15 protein-coding genes and 1 rRNA gene are annotated in these 22,358 nt (G+C 69.4%); 12 read left to right on the top strand and 4 right to left on the bottom strand.

Annotated features, from left to right (window positions below):
* Positions 1–102: 102 nt before the first annotated feature.
* The 5 genes from E3O48_RS00365 to E3O48_RS00345 all read left to right on the top strand — a co-directional run bounded on the left by E3O48_RS00365 (position 103) and on the right by E3O48_RS00345 (position 6,087).
* The gene (locus E3O48_RS00365; RefSeq protein ID WP_241982337.1) at positions 103–774 is read left to right on the top strand and encodes an SDR family NAD(P)-dependent oxidoreductase; all 672 of its coding nucleotides are present in this window, start codon (positions 103–105) and stop codon (positions 772–774) included.
* A gap of 95 nt (positions 775–869) precedes the next feature.
* Positions 870–1,958, top strand: a complete 1,089-nt coding sequence (locus tag E3O48_RS00360; RefSeq protein ID WP_134536884.1) for a low specificity L-threonine aldolase — start codon at positions 870–872, stop codon at positions 1,956–1,958.
* Positions 1,955–3,646 carry a long-chain-fatty-acid--CoA ligase gene (locus tag E3O48_RS00355; protein WP_134536883.1) on the top strand — a complete coding sequence of 564 codons (1,692 nt, stop codon included), beginning with the start codon at positions 1,955–1,957 and terminating at the stop codon, positions 3,644–3,646. Before E3O48_RS00360 ends, E3O48_RS00355 begins: the two co-directional genes overlap by 4 nt.
* 212 nt (positions 3,647–3,858) lie before the next feature.
* A complete protein-coding gene (locus E3O48_RS00350; RefSeq protein ID WP_134536882.1) occupies positions 3,859–4,452 on the top strand; it encodes a nitroreductase family protein in 594 nt (197 codons plus the stop codon).
* A gap of 189 nt (positions 4,453–4,641) precedes the next feature.
* Positions 4,642–6,087, top strand: coding sequence for an NAD(P)/FAD-dependent oxidoreductase (locus E3O48_RS00345; protein WP_134536881.1), 1,446 nt, complete (start codon positions 4,642–4,644; stop codon positions 6,085–6,087).
* Between the two features lie 12 nt (positions 6,088–6,099).
* Here E3O48_RS00345 and E3O48_RS00340 read toward each other — a convergent pair whose 3' ends face one another.
* The 3 genes from E3O48_RS00340 to E3O48_RS00330 all read right to left on the bottom strand — a co-directional run bounded on the left by E3O48_RS00340 (position 6,100) and on the right by E3O48_RS00330 (position 10,669).
* The gene (locus E3O48_RS00340) at positions 6,100–7,089 is read right to left on the bottom strand and encodes a RimK family alpha-L-glutamate ligase (protein WP_134536880.1); all 990 of its coding nucleotides are present in this window, start codon (positions 7,087–7,089) and stop codon (positions 6,100–6,102) included.
* Between the two features lie 234 nt (positions 7,090–7,323).
* A complete protein-coding gene (locus E3O48_RS00335) occupies positions 7,324–8,370 on the bottom strand; it encodes a zinc-dependent alcohol dehydrogenase family protein (RefSeq protein WP_134536879.1) in 1,047 nt (348 codons plus the stop codon).
* Positions 8,371–8,515: 145 nt separating this feature from the next.
* Positions 8,516–10,669, bottom strand: coding sequence for an ATP-dependent Clp protease ATP-binding subunit (locus E3O48_RS00330; RefSeq protein WP_134536878.1), 2,154 nt, complete (start codon positions 10,667–10,669; stop codon positions 8,516–8,518).
* Between the two features lie 248 nt (positions 10,670–10,917).
* Here E3O48_RS00330 and E3O48_RS00325 point away from each other — a divergent pair, with 248 nt between their 5' ends.
* The 7 genes from E3O48_RS00325 (at position 10,918) to E3O48_RS00295 (ending at position 21,909) form a co-directional block, all read left to right on the top strand.
* Positions 10,918–12,888: a primary-amine oxidase gene (locus tag E3O48_RS00325; RefSeq protein WP_134536877.1), complete on the top strand. Its 1,971-nt coding sequence runs from the start codon at positions 10,918–10,920 to the stop codon at positions 12,886–12,888.
* A gap of 31 nt (positions 12,889–12,919) precedes the next feature.
* The gene (locus E3O48_RS00320; protein WP_134508761.1) at positions 12,920–13,819 is read left to right on the top strand and encodes a universal stress protein; all 900 of its coding nucleotides are present in this window, start codon (positions 12,920–12,922) and stop codon (positions 13,817–13,819) included.
* Positions 13,820–13,834: 15 nt separating this feature from the next.
* Positions 13,835–15,376, top strand: a complete 1,542-nt coding sequence (locus E3O48_RS00315) for an APC family permease (RefSeq protein WP_134536876.1) — start codon at positions 13,835–13,837, stop codon at positions 15,374–15,376.
* Between the two features lie 67 nt (positions 15,377–15,443).
* Entirely contained in the window at positions 15,444–18,821 is a 3,378-nt protein-coding gene (locus E3O48_RS00310; protein WP_166788565.1) for a DEAD/DEAH box helicase, read from the top strand.
* Positions 18,822–18,914: 93 nt separating this feature from the next.
* Positions 18,915–19,799 carry a fructose-bisphosphatase class II family protein gene (locus E3O48_RS00305; protein ID WP_134536874.1) on the top strand — a complete coding sequence of 295 codons (885 nt, stop codon included), beginning with the start codon at positions 18,915–18,917 and terminating at the stop codon, positions 19,797–19,799.
* A gap of 151 nt (positions 19,800–19,950) precedes the next feature.
* Positions 19,951–21,267 carry a glycosyltransferase 87 family protein gene (locus E3O48_RS00300; RefSeq protein ID WP_166788564.1) on the top strand — a complete coding sequence of 439 codons (1,317 nt, stop codon included), beginning with the start codon at positions 19,951–19,953 and terminating at the stop codon, positions 21,265–21,267.
* 45 nt (positions 21,268–21,312) lie between these two features.
* Positions 21,313–21,909 carry a histidine phosphatase family protein gene (locus E3O48_RS00295; RefSeq protein WP_255453675.1) on the top strand — a complete coding sequence of 199 codons (597 nt, stop codon included), beginning with the start codon at positions 21,313–21,315 and terminating at the stop codon, positions 21,907–21,909.
* 162 nt (positions 21,910–22,071) lie between these two features.
* Here the strand turns inward: E3O48_RS00295 and rrf are convergent.
* Positions 22,072–22,188: ribosomal RNA gene (rrf, locus tag E3O48_RS00290) — 5S ribosomal RNA — on the bottom strand.
* Positions 22,189–22,358: the final 170 nt, after the last annotated feature.

The raw sequence follows: 22,358 nt of genomic DNA, 5'->3' as shown, positions 1-22,358 counted from the left end.
GACCGCTCGGGCCAGGCATCCGGGATCGACCGCGCGGGCCAGGCATCCGGGATCGACCGCGCCGCGGCCTACGCCGCCGAAGAGGACGCCGACGGCAGCACCGTGGCCGGGCCAACCGTGGCCGGTCGCATCGTGCTCGTCGCCGGGGCGACCAGCGCCGCCGGCCTCGCCGTGGTCTCCGCCCTCGCCAGGGCCGGCGCGGGAGTGATCGCGGTCGGTTCCCACGTCGAACGGCTGCGCACACTCCGGGCCGCCGTCCCGGCCGCCGTGACCTACCAGTGCGACCTGGCCGACTTCGCGGCCGTGACCAGCCTCGCCGCGGTGGTACATGCCGAGCACGGTCCGATCGACGGCCTCATCCACCTTGTCGGCGGTTGGCGCGGCGGCGGCGGCCTCGCCGGGCAGTCCGACGAGGACTGGGACTTCCTGCACCGTAATGTCGTGACCACCCTCCGCAACACGACCCGCGCCTTCAACGACGACCTGCTGGCCTCGCCCGCCGGTCGCCTGGCGATCGTCTCCTCAGTGTCGGTCGACAACCCGCTCGCCGGCGGGGCGAACTACGCCGCCACGAAGGCCGCCGCCGAGACCTGGACCCGCGCCGTCGGGCAGGGCTTCCGCAAGGCCGGGGCGCCGGCCGCGGCCGTCGTCTTCGTCGTCAAGGCACTCGACGGGCTCGAAACCGAGCTCGCCGGCCGCGTCGTCGGCCTCTGGGACACGGATGCCGCATCCGTCAACAACACCCGGGTGTTCCTGGCCCCGCCGACACCGTGAATCACTGACTGTTGCCCGGGCGGACAACTGTTGCCGTCACCCCGGGAACAGTTGTCCGCCCGGGCAACAGTCGGCTGCGGCCTCGAAGGAGCTTGATGCGCGAAGATGGAGGAGTGACTCAACTCCATGACCTCAGCTCGCGCGGTTTCGCCTCGGACAACTACTCGGGCGTGCATCCCGAGATCCTGGGCGCCATCACCCGGGCGAACGGCGCCCACCAGATCGCCTACGGCGAAGACGTCTACACGGCCCGGCTGCAGGAGGTCTTCGCGGAGCACTTCGGCCCGGGCGTCGAAGCCTTCCCCGTGTTCAACGGCACCGGCGCCAACGTGATCGGGCTGCAGTCGATGCTGCCGCGCTGGGGGGCGGTGGTCTGCGCGTCGACCGCGCACATCAACTCCGACGAGGCCGGGGCGCCGGAGAAGGTGGCCGGCATCAAGCTGCTCACCGTGGACACCCCCGACGGCAAGCTCACCCCGGCGCTGATCGACCAGCAGGCCTGGGGCTGGGGCGACGAGCACCGCGCCCAGCCGCTCGTCGTGTCGATCACCCAGACCACCGAGCTCGGCACCCTGTACACCGTCGACGAGGTGCGGGCCATTGCCGACCATGCGCACGCGCACGGCATGAAGCTGCACATGGACGGGGCGAGGCTCTCCAACGCCGCTGCCTCGCTCGGGCTGCCGTTCCGGGCGTTCACCCGCGACGCCGGCGTCGACGTGCTCAGTTTCGGCGGCACCAAGAACGGCATGATGTACGGCGAGTGCGTCGTGGTGCTCAACCCCGAGGCATCCGACGGCCTGATCTACCTGCGCAAGCTGAACATGCAGCTGGCGTCGAAGATGCGCTTCATCTCCGCCCAGCTGATCGCGCTGCTCGAGAACGACCTCTGGCGGCGCAACGCCGGCCACGCCAACGAGATGGCCGCCCGGCTGCGCGCCGCCCTCGAGCGGGGCGTGGCGGACGGCTCGATCCAGGGCGTCAGCTTCAGCCAGGCCACCCAGTCCAACGCCGTGTTCGCGGTGGTGCCCGCCGGGGTCGCCGACCGGTTGCGCGAGTCGTTCCGCTTCTACGACTGGGACGCGGCCCGGAACGAGGTGCGCTGGATGTGCGGCTTCGACACCACCGAGGAGGACATCGACGCGTTCGTCGACGCCCTGAAGAAGGAACTGGCAGCCCGATGAACGCGTTCGCGAACAAGCCCTGGCTCGGTGCGTACGCGCCCGGCGTTCCCTCCACCATCACCGAGCCGACCGAGACCCTCGTCGACATGATCGAGACGTCGGTGCGGCGGTTCTCCGGCGACGTCGCGCTCGACTTCTTCGGCGCCACGACCAGCTACGCCGAACTCGGCGAGCAGATCTCCCGGGTGGCCAACGGGCTGCTGCGCCTCGGCGTGAAGCCCGGCGACCGAGTGGCCCTCGTGCTGCCGAACTGCCCCCAGCACGTGGTGGCGTTCTACGCTGTGCTCCGGCTCGGCGCGATCGTGGTCGAGCACAACCCGCTCTACACCGAGCGTGAGCTGCGGCACCAGTTCGAGGACCACGGCGCCACCGTGGCCGTGGTCTGGGACAAGGTCTATTCGACCGTGCGCGACTTCCCGGCCGACATGGGGCTGCGCTCCGTGATCGCCGTCGACCTGACGGAGGCCATGCCCTTCGCCAAACGGGTGGCGCTGCGGCTGCCCGTCGGCAAGGCCCGCGCCGCCCGGAGCGCCCTCACCGTGGACTCGCTGCCGAAGGGCGCGATCGACTGGTCCTCGCTCCTCGGGTCGCGCAAACTCCGCCACAACCACCCCCGGCCGAAGATCGGCGACACCGCCGCGCTGCAGTACACCAGCGGCACGACCGGCAGCCCCAAGGGCGCCATCCTCAGCCACTTCAACCTGCGCGCGAACGCCCTCCAGGGCGAGGCGTGGGTGCCGGGCCTGCACGTGGGCGAGGAGGTGTTCTACGCGGTCCTTCCGATGTTCCACGCCTACGGCCTCACCCTGTGCCTCACCTTCGCGATGGCCACCGGGGCCCGGCTCGTCCTGTTCCCCAAGTTCGACGAGGGGCTGCTGCTCGACGCGGCCCGGCGCACCCCGCCGACGTTCATGCCCGCGGTCCCGCCGATCTACGACCGGCTGGTCACGGCCGCCGCGAAACGCCAGGTGAGCCTGCGCAGCATCCGCTTCGCCATTTCGGGCGCGATGAGCCTGCCGGTGTCGATCGTCGAACGCTGGGAGGCCGCGACCGGCGGACTGCTGGTCGAGGGCTACGGCATGACCGAGGCCTCGCCGATCGCCGTCGGCAACCCGATGGGGCCGACCCGGCGGCCGGGCACCGTCGGGGTCCCGTTCCCGAGCACGGAGATCCGGGTGGTCGACCCGGCCGACCCGACCGTCGACCGGGGCATCGAAGAGGAGGGCGAGCTGCTCATCCGCGGCCCGCAAGTCTTCTCCGGCTACTGGGACCAGCCGAGCGAGAGTGCGAAGGTGCTGCTTCCGGGCGGCTGGCTGCGCACCGGCGATATCGTGCGGGTCTCCGCCGACGGCTTCATCACCGTCGTCGACCGGATCAAGGAACTGATCATCACCGGCGGTTTCAACGTGTCCCCGTCGGAGGTCGAGGCGGCGCTGCTCTCGCATCCGGATGTCGCGGACGCCGCGGCGGTCGGCCTGCCGAGCAAGAACGGCGGCGAAGACGTCGTGGCCGCGATCGTGCTCAGCGAGGGGGCGACCCTCGACGTCGAGGAGCTGCGCGCCTACTGCCGCACCCGGCTCTCCGCCTACAAGGTCCCCCGCAACATCGTGCAGGTCGACGAGCTCCCCCGGTCCCTCGTCGGCAAGGTACTCCGCCGCGAGGTGCGCGCCTCCCTCACCGGGGAGTAGCCGCCAGATCCCCCTGTCCCCCTCTCGCGAGAGCGGGTGAATCGTCGGTTTCGCTGCCCCTTGCCGACGATTCACCCGCTCTCGCGAGACGTCGTGGCCATCCGGCGTGCCTGAAGAGCAGGACTCGTGGAATAGCAGGGAGCGCCGAACGTTGGAGCAGATGGGTCAGCGTTGCCCCTCCACCCCCAGCGAACACAGCGAAAGACGGGCCCATGACCCTCATCACCGACACCCTCAGCCGCGCCGCCGACACGACGTCGCCCCTTCTCCCCGTGCTCGCCGGGCGCTGGAGCCCGCGCGGCTTCGACCCGACGGCCCTCGTCGACGAGGCCACCCTGACCACCGTGCTCGAGGCCGCCCGCTGGGCGCCCTCGGCCAGCAACATCCAGCCGTCCCGGTTCATCGTCGCCCGCCGCGGCACCGACAGCTTCGTGAAGGTGCACGAGACGCTGAGGGGATTCAACAAGGCGTGGGCGAATGCCGCCTCCGTGCTGATCGTGAACGTCGCCACCCTGGCGATCGACGAAAGCCGCGAAAACCCCTGGGCCCGCTATGACCTCGGCCAGGCCGTCGCGCACCTGACGATCCAGGCCCAGCACGAGGGACTGCACACCCACCAGCTCGGCGGCTTCGACGGCGCCGCTCTTGCCCTGGCCTTCGGCCTCGCCGAGGACCAGGCCATCGTTTCGATCACCGCCCTCGGCGTACTCGGCGACGTCTCCCTGCTCTCCCCCGAGCTGCTCGAGCGCGAGACCGCCCCGCGAACCCGCAAGCCGCTCACCGAGCTGCTCCTCGTCAACGACTGAGCAACGACTAGCAGCCGCCCGCCGGCGGCCGTGGAGACCCGGTGATCCAGCCGCACCGGTGATCGAGCCTGTCGAGATCCTCGTCCCAGCACAGTAACTCCACAGCCCCATCCGGTAAAAAAGTCATCCAACTATTTTTCCGGCCAGGCGTCCGGGTGCTCTCAGGAGTGACCACCGGTGGAGACCACAATGACCCCAAAAACCCCCGACCACTTCGATGTCGTCGTCATCGGCGCAGGGCCCGCCGGAACGGCAGCGGCACTCCGCGCCGCCGAACTGGGAGCGCGCGTCGCCGTGGCGGAGGCCGATCAGCTCGGCGGAACCTGCGTGAACACAGGGTGCGTGCCGACGAGAGTGCTCGCCAAGGCGGCGCGGCTGATGCGCGAGGTGCGCGCGGCGGACACCTATGGAATCGTGGTCAGCGACCCACGCATCGACTGGGCCACCATGGTGGACCGGGTGCAGTCGCGGGTGAACAGGGTGCGCTCGATCAAGAGCGAGGCCGAGCGTTTCGCTGACGCAGGAATCGAACTCGTGCTGGAAGGTCGGGCGCGTTTCATCGATCCGCACTCCGTCGTCCTTGACACCGGCCGCATTCTCACCGCCGACACGTTCCTGGTCTGCGTCGGCGGGCACTCACGTCGACTCCCCGTGCCGGGGGCGCACCTGGCGACCGTCCCGGAAGACATCCTGAAGCTGCCGGAACTGCCCCGACGTGTCGCCGTGATCGGTGCCGGCAACACCGGCGCACAATTGGTCACGGTGTTCAACTCGTTCGGCTCAGCCGTGACCGTGCTCGACGTCGCCCCGCGCATCCTGACGGCTTCCGATTCCGACATCTCCGCCATGGTGTCGGCGGCGTTCCGCCAGCAGGGCGTGGCCGTGCACACGGGCATTGAAACGGTCACGGCGATCGAGCGGGAGGCTGACGGAACCCTCACCCTGTCCTGGCGCGAGAACGGAACGGAGCATTCCTCCGGCTTCGACGCCGTCATCATGTCCACGGGCTGGCCGGCGGATGTCGACGATCTGGGGCTCGACAAGGCCGGCATCACCACGGCGCGTTCGGCGATCCCGGTGGACCTGTATTTTCGGAGCGTCGTGCCACACATTTTCGCCGTCGGCGACGCGAACGGACGGGACATGCTCGTGCAGGCCGCCCAGTTCGAGGGTGAAGCCGCCGCCGAGAACGCAGTGCTGGGAGCCAATCGCAGAACGCCGCACCACCTGCTTCCGGCCGGCGGCTTCACCGACCCCGACTACGCGGGAGTGGGGTTCACCGAGGAGGAGGCCCGGTCTCGCGATCCGCACTGCGTCGTCGCGACAGTGCCCTACACCGAACTCGACCGCGCTGTGATCGACGGCCGGGAACCCGGGTTCCTCAAGCTGATCGCCGACCGACGTCGGGAATTGATCCTCGGCGCCCATGCCACCGGGGAGAACGCGGTCGAGGTGATCCAGTCCGTGACGACGGCAATGGCCGCCGGCGTCGACGTCGCCACCCTGGCCGGGGTGCGCTTCGCCTACCCCACCTACAGTGCGGTCATCGGCCTCACGGCCCGCCGAATCCTGCTGGAGGTACCGAAGCCTGTCACGGTGATCGAGCCTGTCACGGTGAGCAGCCTGTCACGGTGATCAACCCCGCAGCTAGCGAGCCGACGGGTAGGCGTCGGCGAGCAGTGCGGCCAGGTAGTCCGCGATCGCGCCGGGCCCGGAGCGTGGTGCGGACGCCTCGATCTGGGCGTTGTAGTTGGTGTTGGTGTTCACGTCGTAGGTCACGACGCGGCCGTCAGCGGTCTCGATGAACTCGATCCCGGCGACCTCGATCCCCTCGGCCCGCAAAAATGCCCGGTAGCGGTCGATGATCGGGTGATCGAACCCCTCACGGAGGGCGAAGATATGCTGTCCCACCTCGGGCTGGATGGTCGCGCCGGGCGGCAGCAGCAGCGCGCCGGTGGTCGGGTCGATGGCGCAGGCATCCGCCGGGCAGAGCTGGAAGCCGCCGCGCGCGGTGTCGGCCGTGATCGCGTAGATGAACTCATCGCCGATGATCTCCACCCGGGTGACCTCGGGGCGGGCGGCCACGACGAACTCCTGCAGCAGCGAGATGCCGTCCTCGGGTTCCTCGTAGTCCCCCGCGGCGATCGCCGCCGCCAGTTCGGCCGCACTGTCGAACTTCTGCACGCCCAAGCCCTTGCCGCCCTGGTTGTGCTTGGTGATGAACGGGGTCGGGAAGCCCTCCGCCGCCGCCACCAGGAGATGCGTACCGACGACCACGCGGGTGAGCGGCACGTCGAAGCCCTGCGCGCGAAGCCGGGTGAGCTGGTCGACCTTGCTCATCTCGAGTTCGATGGTGCGGCGGCCGTTCACCGTGCGGGCGCCGTAGGCATCCAGCCAGTTCAGCACGCTGCGGGTGTAGTCCTTCGACAGGCCGTGCCCGCGGGTGTGTGCCGAGGCGCTGATCCGCGACCAGTAGATCCCCGCCGGCGGAGCCTCATCGAGGTCGAGCACCCCGTCCACCAGCAGCCATTCACGGTACGGCACTCCGGCGGCCTCGAAGGCGGCCTGGAACGGGCCGAACCAGTCCGGGTTCTCGTGCAGGACGTGGATGACGGGAGCGGAATCGACGGAACTCATACGGGACAGACTCATACGGAACAGCCTGCCATGTCACCGGCGAGGTCATCGTGACGGGACCCGGCGGCATGCACCGGCAGACGCACGGTGAAGGCAGCGCCCTCGCCGAGCTGCTCCTCGTCGACGACTGACGCCTGTCGGCTGCCGACCTCCGCGAGAGCGCCAAAATGGCCCGCTCACGAGTCGTGAAGGGGCCATTTTTTGCGCTCTCGCGAGCGGGGTTACCGGGACCGGCTACGGGCGGAGGAGCACCTTGATCGCGCGGCGCTCGTCCATCACGGCGTACGCCTCGGCGACCTCGGACAGCGGCAGTTCGAGGTCGAACACGCGGCCGGGGTTGATCGCGCCGGAGAGCACCTCGGGCAGCAGTTCCTCGACGTAGCCGCGCACGGATGCGACGCCGCCGTTGAGCCCGACGTTGCGACTGAACAGCGGTCGCACCTCGATCGGGCCACCGGTGGGCACGCCGACATAGCCGACCATTCCGCCGGGCCGGGCCGACGCGATCGCCTGCTCCATCGACTCCTTCGTGCCGACGCACTCGAGCACGCAGTCCGCGCCGATGCCGTCGAAGATCTCACGGATGCGGGCAACGCCCGCGTCGCCGCGCTCTTCGACGATGTCCGTCGCACCGAACTCGCGGGCAACGGCCTGCCGTTCGGGGTTGCGCGACATCGCCACGATCCGGGAGGCGCCGAGGCGCTTGGCGGCGATGATGCCGCAGAGTCCGACCGCGCCGTCACCGACGACGACGACGGTGCTGCCGGTGGTCACCCCGGCCGACACTGCGGCGTGGTGGCCGGTGCCCATCACGTCGGCGAGGGTGAGGAGGCCCGGAACCTGGGCGTCGGTCGGCTGGGTCGGGGTCGCCACGAGCGAGCCGTCCGCGTGCGGCACGCGCACCTTCTCGCCCTGGGCGCCGTCGGCGAAGCCGCCGAGCTTGTCGTCGGAGCCCCACCAGCCGCCGTTCAGGCAGGAGGTGCTGACGCCGTTGCGACAGTTGACGCAGGTGTTGTCGCAGTCGTAGAACGGCGCGATGACGAAGTCGCCGACCTTGATGGTGGAGACGTCGGCGCCGATCTCCTCGACGATGCCGACGAATTCATGGCCGATCCGGTGTGGTTCGTCGGTCGGCTGCACGCCGCGGTAGGGCCAGAGGTCCGAGCCGCAGACGCAGGCTGCGACGACGCGCACGATGGCGTCACCGCCGGTGGAAAGAATGGGGTCTGGGACTTCTTCAAGGCGAACATCCCGTTCGCCGTAGATCACTGTTGCACGCATCCTTCTAGCCTAGGTGCCGCTCCTGACCGTCACCCGTCCGTCACCCCGGTTTTCGCTTGCCGCGAAAGTGCGGTTTTCGCCCTCAACGAGAAGGGGTGAAAATCGCACTCTCGCGGCACGCGCGGCACCGGCGGGAGGGCCCGGGTCAGACCAGGGCGGGGGCGGATGCCACGGTGAGGGCGTCCGCGTCGGGGTCCAGGTCCACCAGCACCGTGTCCCCGTCGCGGATCCTGCCCGAGAGCAGCGCCGTCGCGAGGCGGTCGTCGATCTCGGTCTGCATCAGCCGGCGCAGCGGTCGCGCGCCGTAGATCGGGTCGTAGCCGCGTTCGGCCAGCCAGGACCGGGCATCCGGGGTCACCGCGAGCTCGAGCCGCCGCTCGACGAGGCGTCGCTCCAGCCGGTCCACGAGCAGTTCGACGATCTGGCCGAGGTCGTCCATCGACAGCGACTCGAACACGACGATGTCGTCGAGACGGTTGACGAACTCCGGCTTGAAGGTCTGCCGCACGAGCTGCTGCACGGCGTCCTCCTTCTGCTGCCGGCTGAGGCTCGCGTCGATCAGGAACTGCGAACCGAGGTTCGAGGTCAGCACCAGGATCGTGTTGCGGAAATCCACGGTGCGGCCCTGGCCATCCGTCAGCCGGCCGTCGTCGAGCACCTGCAGCAGAACGTCGAAGACTTCCGGATGCGCCTTCTCCACCTCGTCGAACAGGATCACCGAGTAGGGGCGGCGGCGCACGGCCTCGGTGAGCTGCCCGCCCTGCTCGTAGCCGATGTAACCGGGGGGCGCCCCGACGAGCCGGGAGACGGAGAACTTCTCCCCGTATTCGCTCATGTCGATGCGCACCATCGCCTTCTCGTCGTCGAAGAGGAACTCGGCGAGCGCCTTGGCCAGTTCGGTCTTGCCGACGCCGGTCGGCCCGAGGAAGAGGAACGACCCGGTCGGCCGGTCCGGGTCGGAGATGCCGGCTCGGCTGCGGCGCACGGCGTCGGCGACGGCGCGCACGGCCTCCTTCTGCCCGATCAGCCGGTGTCCGAGCTCGCCCTCCAGGTTCAGCAGCTTGTCGGTTTCGCCCTGCAGCAGCCGACCCACCGGGATGCCGGTCCACATGGCCACGACCGCGGCGATGTCCTCCGCGGTGACGTGGTCGTTCACCATCCGGGGCCCGTCGGATTCCGCCCGCTCCGCCTCCGCCAGCTCGCGCTCCATCACCGGGATGTCGCCGTAGAGCAGGCGGGACGCCTTCTCCAGGTTGCCCTCGCGCTGGGCCCGGTCGGCGGCGCTCCGGGCGGTGTCCAGCTTCTCCTTGAGCTCGCCGATCCGGTTGAGCGAGGACCGCTCCTTGTCCCAGCGGGCCTGCAGCCCGGCCAGGTTCGCCTCCCGCTCGACGAGGTCCCCGCGCAGCTTCTCCAGCCGCTGCTTCGACGCGTCGTCCTTCTCCTTCTTGAGCGCCAGCTCCTCGAGCTTGAGCCGGTCGACGCTGCGGCGCAGCTCGTCGATCTCCACCGGCGCCGAGTCGATCTCCATCCGCAGCCGGCTCGCGGCCTCGTCGATGAGGTCGATCGCCTTGTCCGGCAGCTGCCGGGCGGTGATGTAGCGATTGGAGAGGGATGCCGCGGCCACCAGCGCCGCATCCGCGATCGACACCTTGTGGTGGGCCTCGTAGCGCTCCTTGAGCCCGCGCAGGATGGCCACGGTGTCCTCGACGCTCGGCTCGTCCACGAGCACCGGCTGGAAGCGGCGCTCCAGCGCGGCATCCTTCTCAATGAACTCGCGATACTCGTTGAGGGTGGTGGCGCCGATCAGGCGCAGTTCGCCGCGGGCCAGCATCGGTTTGAGCATGTTGGAGGCCGCGACCGAGCCTTCGCCGCCGCCGGCGCCCATCAGCGTGTGCAGCTCGTCGACGAAGGTGATGATCTGCCCCTCGGCGTCGTTGATCTCCTTGAGCACGGCCTTGAGCCGCTCCTCGAACTCGCCGCGGTACTTTGCCCCGGCCACCAGGGCCGCCAGGTCGAGGGACACGAGCTGCTTGCCCTTGAGCGAGTCGGCGACGTCGCCGGCGACAATGCGCTGGGCGAGGCCCTCCACGACCGCCGTCTTGCCGACGCCGGGTTCGCCGATAAGCACGGGGTTGTTCTTGGTGCGCCGGGTGAGCACCTGGCTGACCCGGCGGATCTCCGCGTCCCGGCCGATCACCGGGTCGAGCTTGCCGCTCTTGGCGATCTCGGTGAGGTTGACCCCGTACTGCTCGAGGGCCGTCTTGGCGTCTTCCTGGGGCGGCTGCTGACCTGCTTGCATCGGGAAACCTCTCTCTGGCCGGCCGGCCCCACACGGAGACCGGCGGAAAAGCTGAGCCTTGTCGACTCAACTTTATTTCATATTCGACCGACACGCCAGCACCGCGCCCGCCCGGGCGCGGGGCAGGCGAATTCACTGCGCCCGGCCCCCGATCTTCCGCCGCCACGAACCGTCCTCTGGATGTACGGTGTGGATGACCGCATCTTCACGCCCCACAGACATCCACTCTTCAACGCAGAGGAATCACGATGGCCTTTCACCCGCTCGATCCACTTGCCGCCGCCGAGTTCAGCGCCGCATCCGCCATCCTCGCCCGCGAACACGGGGTCGGCGACGGCTGGCGCTTCGCCTCGATCGAACTCGTCGAACCCCCCAAGGGCGCTGTCCGGGCCTTCGAAGCCGACGGCACCGTGCCGGACCGGCGGGCCAGGCTCGTCGTGCTCAACCGCGCGGAGAACAGCACCTGGGTCGCGCTGGTCTCCCTCACCGACGACTCCCTGCTCGACTGGGCCACTGTGCCCGGCGTGCAGGCGAACTTCACCGTGGACGAGTGGGACGAGGCGGATACCGCCCTCCGCGCCCACCCCGACGTGATCGCCGTGCTCGCCGGCCGGGGCATCACCGACCTCGACAATGTGTTCATCGACACCTGGACCTACGGCGACGCCGTCATCCCCGACCGCTTCCGCGGCCGCCGGCTCGGCTGGGCGGACATCTGGGTGCGACGGGAGAAGGGCGCGAACCCTTACGCCGGGCCGGTCAGCGGCCTGCACTTCGTCATCGACGTGAACACCATGGAACTCCTTGAGATCGAGGACTCGTTCGAGGTCGAACGCCCGGAGGTGATGGGCGAGTACGTCCCGCACCTGATTCCGCCGCGCATCCGCGAGCTCAGCCACCGCCCGCCGCTCGCGCCGCTCGACATCGTGCAGTCCGAGGGGCCGAGCTTCACGGTCGACGGCAACCTGGTCCGGTGGCAGAACTGGTCGCTCCGCGTCGGGTTCAACTACCGCGAGGGCATGACCCTGCACAACGTGAGCTACACCGACGGCGGCCGGGTACGCCCGATCGCCAACCGGCTCTCCTTCGCCGAAATGGTCGTGCCCTACCGCGACCCCAGCGTCGACCACTTCCGCCGCACCGCGTTCGACATCGGCGAGTGGGGCCTCGGCTTCATGACCACCTCGCTCGAGCTCGGCTGCGACTGCCTCGGCGAGATCCGCTATCTCGACGCCGTGCTGCACAACAGCCGCGGCGAGCCGTACACGATCCCGAACGCCTTCTGCATCCACGAGGAGGACAACGCCGTGCTCTGGAAGCACGTCGACCACGACGGCGGCGCCGAGGTGCGACGGATGCGCCGCCTCGTCGTGTCCTTCCACGTCACCGTCGCGAACTACGAGTACCTCGTCTACTGGCGCTTCTACCAGGACGGCAACATGGAGTGCGAGGTGCGCGCCACCGGGATCATGGTGGTCACCCACCTCGACGCCGGCCAGCCGCATCCGAACGGCACGCTCGTCGACACCCGCACCTACGCGCCGTTCCACCAGCATTTCATCGTCGCCCGGATGGACCTCGACATCGACGGCCCGGAGAACACGGTCTTCCGCTCCGAGACCCGGATCGAACCGATCAGCGAGACGAACCCGCTCGGCCTGGCGTTGACCCAGCAGAACACGCCGATCGAGACCGAGGGCTTCGACGACTTCGAGTGGAACACCCAGCGGGCCTGGAAGGTCGTGAACGAGAAGTCGCTCAACGGCCTCGGCACGCCCGTCTCCTACAAGCTCGTGCCCGGCGGCGCCATCCCGTCGTTCTTCGACGCCGCCGCGCCGGCCCTGCAGCGCGCCCAGGTGATCGGGCACACCGTCTGGGTCACCCCGAACGACGAGACGGAGCGCTGGCCCTGCGGCGAGTTCGTCAACCAGAGTTCGGTGGACCACGGGCTGCCCGAGTGGATCCAGGCCGGTCGTTCCGTCCGCGACACCGACCTCGTGCTCTGGTACGTATTTGGCATCCACCACATCACCCGGCCGGAGGAATGGCCGGTCATGCCCGCCGACACGGTATCGTTCTGGCTGAAACCGGTCGGTTTCTTCGACCGCAACCCGTCGCTCGACGTGGCACCGAGCCCGAGCGGACACTGCGCCCCGGGAACCACCGGCGACGCACACGACGGGCACGATCACGACGGGCACGCAGAGCATCAGCACTGACCACGGCACCACAGAATCGAAGGAGTGAGCAGTGACCCGAGTAGCGAACTACGTCGTCGCCTACGAAGCGACCGAACGCGGCAACGAAGCCATCGAGTTGGGTGTCGCCCTGGCGCGCCTGACCGGGGCCGAGTTGCGGCTTTGCCTCGTGCTGCCGCACTCCTCCGCCGTGCCCGCCAAGGTGGGAGCCTCTGCCTCGGACTTCCAGGCCCTGCTCGAGGAGCAGGGCCTGGACTGGCTCGCCCAGGCCGCCCTGCGGATCCCGGCGGACATCGTCGCAACGACGAACCTGCTCTGGGCGGATTCGGCCACCGAGGGGCTGCTGCAGGCGGTCGAACGGTTCGACTCCGATCGGATCATCGTCGGCGCCTCCCGCCGCGGCATCCTGAACCGGTTCACTATAGGCAGCGTGGCCAACGCGCTGCTGCACGCCTCACCGGTGCCCGTCGCCCTCGCGCCGCACGGCTACCGCGCCCCGGAACAGATCACGCGGATCACCTGCGCGATCGGCACCCGGCCGGGCTGGCGCACCCTGCTCGACTCGGTGCTCGCGTTCTCGGAGGGCCTCACCGTCGACCTGCGCTTCGTCACCCTGGTCGAGGTCGACGCCCACCGCACCCACGCCACCGGCGGCGAGGCGGTTGCCGATGAGAACGAGAGCGGCGCCCACCTGCGCACCGTGCTCGACTACTTCGGGGCCCATTCCCGGGCACACGGGGACATCACCACCGAAGTGGCGTCCGGCCACAGCGTGGAGGCCGCAGTCGAGGCCCTCGACTGGCAGGAGACCGAGATCGCCTTCGTCGGGTCGAGCCGGCTCGCCCAGCCCACCACGATCTTCCTCGGCATCACGGCCCACCGCATGCTGCATGCCCTGCCCGTGCCCCTGATCGTCGTTCCCACCGGCACCCACGCCCGGCTGACGCACTGACCGAAAGAGGCTCTGATGACGAACATCCACTCCTCGGGCTCCACCGGAGCCTCCACCACCGCCGGCGGCCTGTCCGACAAGGGCCTCCGCGCCGGTTCGATCGGACTGCTCGGCGCGACCGTGATCGGCATCTCCTGCATCGCCCCCGCCTACACCCTGACGGCTTCGCTCGGCCCGACGGTCGCGGCCGTCGGAACGCAGATGCCCGGCATCTTCCTGGTCGGCTTCATCCCGATGCTGCTGGTCGCCCTCGGCTACCGGGAGCTCAACAACGCCATGCCGGATGCCGGCACCTCCTTCACCTGGGCAACCCGCGCGTTCGGCCCGTGGATCGGCTGGATGGGCGGCTGGGGGCTCATCGTCGCCACCGTGGTCGTGCTGTCCAACCTCGCCGGCGTCGCCGTCGACTTCTTCTACCTCATGCTGGCCCAGTTGTTCGGCAATCCCGACCTGGCCGATCTGGCCTCCAACGTGGTCGTCAACGTGCTCACCTGCCTGGTCTTCATGGTCGCGGCCTGTTACGTCTCCTACCGGGGAATGGAAACCACCAAGGCGGTGCAGTACGTGCTCGTGGCCTTCCAACTGGTCGTGCTTGTCTGGTTCAGCGTCGCCGCCCTGGTGCACTTCGGCAACGGCACGTCGTTCGACGCCCTCGGCTTCAGCGCCGACTGGTTCAACCCGTTCCTCGCCCCGTCGTTCTCCGCCTTCGCGGCCGGGGTGTCGCTCTCCATCTTCATCTTCTGGGGCTGGGACGTGACCCTCACCATGAACGAGGAGACGAAGAACCCCAAGACCACCCCCGGACGCGCGGCCACCCTCACGGTCGGCATCATCTTCGCGCTCTACATCCTGGTCGCCGTCGCGGCCCTGATGTTCTCCGGCGTCGGCACCGGCGAGCTCGGGCTGGGCAACGAAGACATCCAGGGGAACGTCTTCGCCGCCCTCGCCGGGCCGGTGATGGGACCCTTCGCGATCCTGATGTCCCTGGCCGTGCTGTCGAGCTCGGCGGCATCGCTGCAGTCCACCTTCGTCGGCCCCGCGCGCACCATGCTCGCGATGGGCCACTACAAGGCCTTCCCGAAGCGGTTCGCCGCGATCAGCCCGCGCTACAAGTCGCCGGGCTTCTCCACCCTGATGGCCGGCATCGTGGCCTGGGTGTTCTACGCGGTGATGCGGGTGCTCAGCACGGATGTCCTCACCGACACCATCCTGACCCTCGGCATGATGATCTGTTTCTACTACGGCGTCACCGCGTTCGCCTGCGTCTGGTATTTCCGGGCCGAGGCCTTCACCAACGCCAGGGCGTTCCTGCTCAAGTTCCTCGCCCCGCTCGTCGGCGGGGTGATCCTCGCCGTGATCTTCGCGACCACCCTGTATGACAGCATGAACCCCGACTACGGCAGCGGGTCGAATATCGGCGGGGTCGGTCTCGTCTTCATCCTCGCCATGGTGCTGTTCATCGGCGGGGTGGTGCTGATGCTGCTGATGCGCCGAGCCGACCCGGCGTTCTTCCAGGGCCGCACGCTCCGGAAGGGTTCCTCGACCGACCCCGCCTAACCTGGAACGTCGACGCACCCCTGCCGCGCCGACGCCGCCGTCCCGTGGGAGAATGGGAGCCCTCACCATGGCTCATTCGCTCAGTTCCCACCAGATCGCGCTACTGGTGGGCAGTCAGGCGTTCTCGCGCGGCGAGCGCTATGCCCGAAACGGCAACGTCCACCCGCCGGAATGGTTCGGCGCAGGCACCCAGCTTTTCGGCGAGGTGCAGGGCACCCGGTCGGCGCCGTACGCCGTGACCGTGTCCTTCACCGCCAACGCGGCGGGCACCCTCGTGCGCGCCACCGGCGTGTGCACCTGCCCGATGAAGAAGAACTGCAAGCATGTGGCGGCCCTCCTGATCGCAACCGCGGGCTCCCCGGGGGACCACAACCCGGGTGGCGAACCCGGCCGTGCGGTCGGCGACCGGCGGATGCCCCGGTTCGAGCCGTCCGCCGGCCCGCCCGCTCCGCCTGTCCTGCCGGACTGGCAGCGCGCCCTCGCGCCGCTCGCCCGCCCGGCCGCCTCTCGCCCGGTGATCACGGTGGTCGGCCTGCAGTTCGAACTTCAGGACCCGGTCCGAGACGGACGGTTCGCCGGCGGCGGCGCCAGGCCCAGGCGGCTGGCCGCGCGCCCGGTGGTCATGGGCAAGAAGGGCAAGTGGATCCGCGGCAATCTCACCTGGGACAACCTCGCCTATGTCTACGGCGCCTACGACCCCGCCCACCTGGCGGTACTCAAGGCGCTCTACGCGCTGTACTCCGCCGGCAACCGATCCACCGGCTACGCCCAGCAGTGGATCCTTCTCGACGGCTTCGCCAACCGGGCGTTCTGGGAGATCCTCGCCGAGGCGAGCACGGCCGGGCTGGCCCTGGTCACCACCGCGAGCGGCCGGGCCCGGGTGGACGTGACGCCTGGCCCCGCCGCGCTCCAACTCGACATCCGCCGCGCCGACGGCACCCTCACCCTCTCGCCCGCGGTCATCCTGGACGGGCGCAGGCTCGACCGCGCTCAATTCGGTTTCATCGGCAGCCCCGCCCACGGCGTGTTCACCTGGGAGGAGCCCGCGGCGGGCACGGAAACCGACGACACGGGCTCCGTGCTCACCCTCGCGCCACTCGAACACCAGCTCGGCGCGGAGCTGCTCGCCCTGGCCGCGTCCGCCGAAGCCCTCGTCGTCCCCCGCGCCGACGAGGCTCTGTTCCTCGCCGACTTCTACCCGTTCCTGCGCCGACAGCTCACCCTGACCAGCGCCGACGGCTCCTTCGACCTGCCGGAGACGCCGCGGCCACGGCTCGCCCTCCAGGTCACCCACCAACCGGGGGCGCGCCTCGAACTGCACTGGGACTGGGAGTACCTCGCCGCCGGGGCGGAGACCGGCACGGCCGGCACGCTCTATCGCAGCGCCCTCCGGCCGGCGCCCGGCGACACCCGGTTCAGGGACGCCACGCGCGAACAGGCCATCCTCGCTGCCATCCTGCCGGTGCTCACCGGTTTCCCCACGCTCGCGCCGGTGCACGAGGGCCTGCCGCGCCTCGCCATGATCGCGACCCTCGAGGGCGCCGCCATGATCGACTTCCTGACCGGGGCCCGGGCCGAGCTCGAGGCGCTGGACGACATCCGGGTCACCGTCAGCGCCGACGCGCCCCGCTACCGCCCCGCCGACGATGCCCCCGTGATCAGCCTGGCCACCACCGAGAGCACAGCCGCCCGGGACTGGTTCGACCTCGCGGTGACCGTCAGCATCGACGGCGAGGAGATCCCGTTCGACGATCTGTTCCGGGCGCTGGCCGCCGACCAGGAGATCCTGATCCTGGACAGCGGCACCTGGTTCAGCCTCGACCGCCCCGAACTGCACCAGCTCCGCCGGCTGATCGAGGAGGCGCGCGGCCTGCAGGACGCCGGAGCGGAGTCCCTCGGCCTCAGCCGGTTCCAGGCCGATCTCTGGGAGGAGCTGCAGGCTCTCGGCGTGGTCGCCGAACAGGCCGCCGGGTGGCGCGCCGCCGTCGCCGGGCTCACGGATGCCGACCAGATCGACCGGCGCCCGCTCCCCGCCACGGTCCACGCCACCCTGCGCGCCTACCAGCAGTCCGGATTCGACTGGCTCAGCTTCCTTTACGACCACCGGCTCGGCGGCATCCTCGCCGATGACATGGGGCTCGGTAAGACGCTGCAGGCGATCGCCCTGATCGCGCACGCCCGCGACCAGGCGTCCCCCTCGGCTCCGGGAGCGCCGTTCCTCGTGGTTGCCCCCACGAGCGTGGTCTCGAACTGGGCCGCGGAGTGCGCCCGCTTCGCCCCTGACCTTCGCGTCGCCACGATCACGCAGACCGCGGCGAAGCGCGCCACAAGCCTCGCCTCCGTCGCCGCCGGCGCCGATGTCGTGATCACCTCGTATACTCTGTTCCGGCTCGACTTCGACGATTACGACGGACTGGACTGGGCGGGACTCCTGCTCGACGAGGCCCAGTTCGTGAAGAACCACCAGGCCAGGGCGCACCAGTGCGCGCGCCGCCTCAAGACGCCGTTCAAGCTCGCGATCACGGGCACCCCGATGGAGAACAACCTGATGGAGCTCTGGTCGCTGCTGTCGATCACGGCGCCCGGCCTGTTCCCGAGCCCCGGCCGGTTCACCGACTATTACCGCAAACCGATCGAGACCGACGCGGACACTGACCGGCTCACCCAGCTGCGCCGCCGCATCCGCCCGTTCATGCTGCGCCGCACCAAGGACCAGGTGGCCGGCGACCTTCCCGAAAAGCAGGAACAGGTGCTCGAACTCGAGCTGAACCCGAAGCACCGCAAGGTCTACGACATGCACCTGGCCCGGGAACGACAGAAGGTGCTCGGCCTGATCGAGGACCTGAACGCGAACAGGTTCGAGATCTTCCGCTCACTCACCATGCTGCGTCAGCTCAGCCTCGACGCGAGCCTGTACGACGAGAAGTACGCCGGGGTCCCGTCGACCAAGCTGGACGCGCTGCTCGAGCTGCTGGAGGACACCGTCGCCGAAGGGCACCGCACCCTCATCTTCAGCCAGTTCACCCAGTACCTCGGCAAGGCCAGGGACCGGCTCGACGCCGCCGGGATCAGCTACTCGTATCTGGACGGCAAGACCCGTGGCCGGGCCCGCACGATCGACGACTTCAAGAACGGCACCAACTCGGTCTTCCTGATCAGCCTCAAGGCCGGCGGCTTCGGCCTGAACCTCACCGAGGCCGACTACGTCATCCTGCTCGACCCGTGGTGGAACCCGGCCACGGAAGCGCAGGCCGTCGACCGGGTGCACCGGATCGGCCAGACGAAGAACGTCATGGTCTACCGCCTGGTCGCCAAGGACACGATCGAGGAGAAGGTGATGGCGCTCAAGGCCACCAAGGCGCGCCTGTTCGAGAGCGTCATGACGGATGCCGCCCCGCGCGGCGCGGCGCTGACGGCCGCCGACATCCGCGAACTGCTCTCCTGACCGGCGCCGAGCCCGCACGGCGGTGTGATCCGACCGCCCGGTAGGCTGGAAGAGCCCGGTCACCGGACCGAATCCAGAGCATTGAGGTGGCGGATGCCGCAGCACGATCCTTCCGACGGCGTCGCCGAAACCACCGTCATCGGCGCCGAGGCATGGCCGGCGGACCTGGTCCTGGCGGTCCGCTCCTCGACGGCCGCCGCCGCCCTGGCCGCCAGGGCCTGGGTCGGGCGAGGTGACAAGATCGCCGCGGACGCGGCCGCGGTGGCCGCGATGCGGGCGGTGCTGATGGGTGCGCCATTCTCCGGAACCGTCGTGATCGGCGAGGGCGAGAAGGACGCCGCCCCGATGCTCGCGAACGGGGAACGGCTCGGCAGCGGGCAGGGTCCGGAGTGCGACATCGCCGTCGACCCGCTCGACGGCACCAGCCTCGCCGCGCTCGCCCGCCCGGGCGCGGTGAGCGTCATCGCGATTGCCCCCCGCGGCACGATGTTCGACCCGGCCGGCGTGTTCTACATGGAGAAACTCATCGCGGGAGCCGCCGGCCTGGGCGTGCTCGACCTCCGACGCTCTCCCACGGTGAACCTCCGCGCCTACGCGGCGGCCTGCGGCATCGCCGAAACCTCGCTCACGGTCGCGGTGCTCGACAAACCCCGTCACGCGTCCCTGATCCGCGAGCTCCGTGCCGCCGGCGCGACCGTGAGCCTCACCGCCGAAGGCGACGTGTCCATGGCCATCGTCGCCGCGACCCCCGGCACCGCGATCGACCTCGTGATGGGAATCGGCGGAACCCCGGAGGGTGTCATCGCGGCCTGCGCGGTTCGCGCGCTCGGTGGCGTCATGCTGGGCCGGATGGCGCCGCAGAGCGAAGCCGAGGCGCACGGGGCGCACGCGGCCGGCCGTGACCTGGCCCGTCTCTTCGAGGTCTCCGATCTCGTCGCCAGCAGCCGGGTGCTCTTCGCTTCCTCGCCCGTGACCTGATCCGCGGCCGGCCGGCGTGAGCCTCCCCCGCTGAGAGCACTCTCAGAAGTGTCACCCAATGGATGCCCGCACGCAGCCTGCCTGTCACCTGAGGTTTCTACGCTGGCGTCAGGCACCGCTCCCGGTGCCGTCGTCTGCAGAGGTGAGTGCCGTGTCCCAGCTTCTCGACCGGGCCGATCGCCGGCTCTTCCACGCCCTCACCCCGGCCAGGCTGGCCTGGCTTCATTCTCCGCGCACCCTGGTGCTGGGCTTCCTGGCGATCCACGTCGTGTTCCTCCTCGCCCTGTTGCCGGCGATCCTCACCGGAAATGTCCTGGGTGACCTTCCGCTCTACCGCACCTGGGCGGAGAACGGCCTCGTCCACCACCTCTGGCCGGGCATCGACGTCCTGTGGGTGTACCCGATCGGGGCCCTCGTCCCCATCGTTTTCGCCGCCATCGGCGGTCCCCTGCTCTACCAACTGCTGTGGTTCCTGATGACGATGGCCCTCAACGCGATCGCCGTGACCGCGCTGACCGATCGGGGCCGGGACGCCCGGGGATATCGGGCCGCCTGGCTCTGGCTGCTGCTCAGCTTCGTGCTGAGCCCGGTCGGCCTTCTCCGGTTGGAGGGACTGACCGCCCCGCTCGTGATCACCGGTCTGGTGCTCCTTTCCCGCCGCCCGATCGTGGCGGCCGCCCTGCTCACCGCCGCCACCTGGATCAAGGTCTGGCCGGCCGCGGTGATGTTAGCCGTCGTCACGGTCTCCAGCCGCCGCACGGTGGTCGCCGTGACCGGTGCGGCCATGAGCGCCGGCGTCGCCCTGATGGTGTGGGCCTCGGGCGGAATCCGGTTCCTCACGGGGTTCGTCACCATGCAGTCCGACCGTGCCCTGCAGCTCGAGGCGCCCGTCACCACGCCGTGGGTGTGGCTGGCCGTCTCCGGAAGGCCGGACACGGCCATCTACCAGAACTATGCCATTGCGACCAGGGAGGTCGCCGGCCCCGGCACCGCCATCATCGCCGAGTTGATGACGCCGCTCATGTTCCTGGTGCTCGCCGCGGTGCTCACCCTTATGCTGGTCGGGCTCCGCCGGCGCAGCGACCCCTCCCGGCTGCTCCTGCTCGGCGCGCTTTCCCTCGTTGGCGCCTTCATCGTCTTCAACAAGGTCGGTTCGCCGCAGTACATGCTCTGGCTCGTGCCGATCGTGGTCGTCGGCGCCGCCACGGCCTGGCGGCAGTGGCGCGCCCCGGTCTACCTGATGCTCGCCATCAGCGTGCTGACAACCCTGATCTTCCCGGTCTTCTACCTGCCCCTGGTCGACGGGGATCCGTTCGCCGTCCTGCTCCTGACCGCTCGCAATGTGCTCCTCGTGGTCATGCTCGGCTGGTCGGTTCTCGCCCTGGCCCGCCTGGTGCGTTCCACGCCCCGAATCCTCGGGTCGGCCACCCGGTCCGGCGCGCGCACCGTCCCGGTCGGCCGGGACTGACGCCTGGAGGGCAACGGCTGCAGGACATTGGAGGACAATGGACGGGTGAGTTCTGCAACTACCTTCGCCCTTGTCCGTCACGGCCAAACCGACTGGAACGCCGCCATGCGCATCCAGGGGCGGTCCGACATCCCCCTCAACGACACCGGACGGGGGCAGGCCGTCGCGGCTGTCGGCGCTCTGTCACCCTACGACTGGGACTTCCTGGTCTCCTCGCCCCTGTCCCGCGCGGCCGAGACGGCCGACCTGATCGCCGAGGGCCTGGGACTGACGGTGACCCAGCGCATCCCCTCCCTCGGGGAACGGGACTACGGCCTGGCCGAGGGTCTGGGCGCCGGCGCCGAGCTTGAGGCTCTGCGCGAGCCGGGGGGACCGACCGGCAACGGCGGCTTCCGCGGCGCCGAAACGGAGGGCGACGTCGCCGACAGGGGGGTCGGGGCTCTGCGGATGCTGGCGCTCGACTACCCTGGGGCGCGCATCATCGTGGTCAGCCACGGCACCCTGATCCGGCTCAGCCTGATGCGCGTCCTGGACCGGCCGATCCCGACGATCGCCAACGCCGCCCTCACGGTGGCGCAGAGCGGGCCCGCCGGCTGGACCCTGGACGTCCTGAACGGAGAGGTCCTCGAGCCGGTCCGGTGATCACGCCAGGCCCGTCCGGGAGCGGGTCTCGACAGGTTCGACCACCGGTGGTCGAGCGTGTCGAGACCCCGGGCCGTTAACGCAGGAAAGCCACCCCGTGGGGTGGCTTTCCTGATCTTGCTAAGTCAAGTCCGGCGGTGTCCTACTCTCCCACAGGGTNAAGTCCGGCGGTGTCCTACTCTCCCACAGGGTCCCCCCTGCAGTACCATCGGCGCAGAGAGTCTTAGCTTCCGGGTTCGGAATGTGACCGGGCGTTTCCCTCTCGCTATAGCCGCCGAAACATCTTTCGATGAATCGATTCTATATTTTTCAGTTATAGAGCCCCGGTGTTTATTAGACACCGTGAGGCATTGTTCTCGACCGTACATCGAGAACCACATAGTGGACGCTTGCAGCTTATTCAAACTGGTGTGTTATCAAATTATTGGCTTATTAGTACCGGTCAGCTC

It is taken from the genome of Cryobacterium sp. HLT2-28 (assembly GCF_004402495.1).
Lineage (GTDB): Bacteria > Actinomycetota > Actinomycetes > Actinomycetales > Microbacteriaceae > Cryobacterium > Cryobacterium mannosilyticum.
Note: the sequence above shows the minus strand (reverse complement) of the source record. Positions and strands in the feature narration are given on the sequence as shown.

Excerpts from the sequence above, each read along its gene's own strand:
- E3O48_RS00360 (WP_134536884.1), top strand. The coding sequence starts at position 870 with ATGCGCGAAGATGGAGGAGTGACTCAACTCCATGACCTCAGCTCGCGC.
- E3O48_RS00355 (WP_134536883.1), top strand. The coding sequence starts at position 1,955 with ATGAACGCGTTCGCGAACAAGCCCTGGCTCGGTGCGTACGCGCCCGGC.
- E3O48_RS00350 (WP_134536882.1), top strand. The coding sequence starts at position 3,859 with ATGACCCTCATCACCGACACCCTCAGCCGCGCCGCCGACACGACGTCG.
- E3O48_RS00345 (WP_134536881.1), top strand. The coding sequence starts at position 4,642 with ATGACCCCAAAAACCCCCGACCACTTCGATGTCGTCGTCATCGGCGCA.
- E3O48_RS00340 (WP_134536880.1), bottom strand. The coding sequence starts at position 7,089 with ATGAGTTCCGTCGATTCCGCTCCCGTCATCCACGTCCTGCACGAGAAC.
- E3O48_RS00335 (WP_134536879.1), bottom strand. The coding sequence starts at position 8,370 with ATGCGTGCAACAGTGATCTACGGCGAACGGGATGTTCGCCTTGAAGAA.
- E3O48_RS00330 (WP_134536878.1), bottom strand. The coding sequence starts at position 10,669 with ATGCAAGCAGGTCAGCAGCCGCCCCAGGAAGACGCCAAGACGGCCCTC.
- E3O48_RS00325 (WP_134536877.1), top strand. The coding sequence starts at position 10,918 with ATGGCCTTTCACCCGCTCGATCCACTTGCCGCCGCCGAGTTCAGCGCC.
- E3O48_RS00315 (WP_134536876.1), top strand. The coding sequence starts at position 13,835 with ATGACGAACATCCACTCCTCGGGCTCCACCGGAGCCTCCACCACCGCC.
- E3O48_RS00310 (WP_166788565.1), top strand. The coding sequence starts at position 15,444 with ATGGCTCATTCGCTCAGTTCCCACCAGATCGCGCTACTGGTGGGCAGT.
- E3O48_RS00305 (WP_134536874.1), top strand. The coding sequence starts at position 18,915 with ATGCCGCAGCACGATCCTTCCGACGGCGTCGCCGAAACCACCGTCATC.